Below are 2,212 nucleotides of genomic sequence, written 5' to 3'. Positions count from 1 at the left end.
GGCGCTCGGCGGCGCGACCGTGATGGCCGAGGCCATGGGCGTCTCCACCTTCCGCTACAAGGTCGTGATCTTCCTGATCGCGGCGCTGCTGGCCTCGGTGTCGGGCTGGCTGTTCGCGCATGTCCAGCGCACGGTGAACCCCAGTCCCTTCGGCCTGAAGATGGGCATCGAGTACCTGTTCATGGCCGTCGTCGGCGGCGTGTCCAGCGTCTGGGGCGCCTTCGTGGGCGCCGGGGTGTTCAAGATCATCGAGGACCAGCTCAAGGAGCTGCTGCCCGCGCTGCTGGGCAGCAACGGCAACTTCGAGATCATCGTGCTCGGCATCGTGCTGGTGCTCATGCTGAAGTACGCGCCCAAGGGGCTGTGGCCGTCGCTGCAGGGGCTGCTGTCGCGCTGGTGGCCGGCGGCCCGTCGGGAACGGGACTGGGAGGGCGCGGCCGCGCTCGCGTCGCGTCCCAAGCCGCCCGCCGGCTCGGTGCTGCTGCGGGTCGACCGGCTGCGCAAGCAGTTCGGCGGCCTGGTGGCGGTGAACGACGTCAGCTTCGAGCTGCGCGCCGGCGAGATCATGGGTTTGATCGGCCCCAATGGCGCCGGCAAGTCCACGACCTTCAACCTGGTCTCCGGCGTGCTGCCGGCGACCAGCGGCGAGCTGCGCTTCGCCGGCGAATCCATTACCGGGCTGCCTGCGCGCCAGATCGCGCGTCGCGGCCTCTCGCGCACCTTCCAGCACGTGAAGATGATCGCGGACATGACGGTGCTGGAGAACGTCGCGCTGGGCGGCTACCTGCGCTCGCACAGCGGCACGGCGAAGGCGATGCTGCGGCTGGACCGCGCCGAGGAGCGGCGCCTGTTCGCCGAGGCCGAATCGCAGCTGCGCCGCATCGGCATGCAGGACCACCTGCACGAGCTGGCCGGCAACCTGGCGCTGGGGCCGCAGCGGCTGATGGAGATCGCCCGGGCGCTGTGCGCCGACCCGTCGCTGCTGCTGCTCGACGAGCCGGCCGCCGGGCTGCGCCACAAGGAGAAGCAGGCGCTGGCCGCGGTGCTGCGGCAGCTGCGCGCCGAGGGCATGAGCATCCTGCTGGTCGAGCACGACATGGACTTCGTCATGGGCCTGACCGACCGCATCGTCGTGATGGAGTTCGGCACCAAGCTGATCGAGGGCACGCCCGCCGAGGTGCAGGCCAGCCCCGAGGTGCGCGCGGCCTACCTGGGAACGGAACACTGACATGAGCGAGTTGTTGAAGGTCAGCGGCCTGCACGCCGGCTACGGGCGCGCGGAGGTGCTCACCGGGCTGGACCTGCGGCTGCGCCAGGGCGAGGTGGTCACGGTGATCGGCCCCAACGGCGCCGGCAAGAGCACCACGCTCAATGCGCTGATGGGCGTGCTGCCCGCGCGCGGCCAGGTGCTGTTCGACGGCGAGGACGTCAACGGCCTGGGCCTGGAGGAGCGCGTGATGAAGGGCCTCGCGCTGGTGCCGGAGAAGCGCGAGCTGTTCACGACGATGTCGGTCGAGGACAACCTGGTGCTCGGTGGCTTCCGGCCGATGCGCCTGGGCCAGAAGGACTGGCGCGATGAGCTGGAGCGCGTCTACGCGCTGTTCCCGCGCCTGAAGGAACGCCGCGCGCAGCTGGCGGGCACGCTGTCCGGCGGCGAGCGGCAGATGCTGGCCGTCGGGCGCGCGCTGATGGCGCGGCCCAAGCTGTTGATGCTCGACGAGCCCAGCCTCGGCCTGGCGCCGCTGATCGTCAAGGAGGTGTTCCGCATCGTCGCGCAGCTGCGCGAGGCCGGCGTGTCCATCCTCCTCATCGAGCAGAACGCCCGCGCGGCGCTCGAGGTCGCCGACTACGGGTACGTGCTGGAGACCGGCGAGATCGCGCTCGAAGGCAAGGCCGCGGACCTGGCCAAGGATCCGCGGGTCATCGAGACCTACCTGGGCGCGAGTCGCCAGGCGCACTGAGCCGGCCGCACTGAGCCAGCCGCACTGGGCCGGCACCGCGCGAGGCCGGTCGCGGCGCACGCCGGCGGGGCGTCAGCCCGGCTGGCCCTCGGCGAACATCCTGGCCATGCGCGCCTTGAGCTCGGCCTCGGAGACATCCTCCTTGTGGGTGGCCAGCATCCACTTGTGGCCGAACGGATCCGCGATCACCCCCATGCGGTCGCCCCAGAACTGGTCGGCCACCGGCATCTCCACCTTGGCGCCGGCGCCCT

The 2,212-nt window shown here is 71.0% G+C and carries 3 protein-coding genes; 2 read left to right on the top strand and 1 reads right to left on the bottom strand.

Annotated elements, in window-relative coordinates; genetic code table 11:
- Both FUT87_RS21290 and FUT87_RS21285 read left to right on the top strand, forming a co-directional pair.
- Positions 1-1,228 (top strand): ATP-binding cassette domain-containing protein (locus FUT87_RS21290; protein WP_147242313.1); only part of this gene is annotated, 1,228 nt, incomplete at its 5' end.
- 1 nt (position 1,229) lies between these two features.
- Positions 1,230-1,961 carry an ABC transporter ATP-binding protein gene (locus tag FUT87_RS21285; RefSeq protein WP_147242312.1) on the top strand — a complete coding sequence of 244 codons (732 nt, stop codon included), beginning with the start codon at positions 1,230-1,232 and terminating at the stop codon, positions 1,959-1,961.
- Between the two features lie 72 nt (positions 1,962-2,033).
- Here the strand turns inward: FUT87_RS21285 and FUT87_RS31005 are convergent, their stop codons facing one another.
- Entirely contained in the window at positions 2,034-2,195 is a 162-nt protein-coding gene (locus FUT87_RS31005; RefSeq protein WP_404935426.1) for a hypothetical protein, read from the bottom strand.
- Positions 2,196-2,212 lie beyond the last annotated feature (17 nt).

The sequence above is a fragment of the Mitsuaria sp. TWR114 genome, assembly GCF_007997345.1.
The sequence above is the reverse complement of the archived record's forward strand: the minus strand, read 5'-3'. Positions and strand labels throughout refer to the sequence as shown.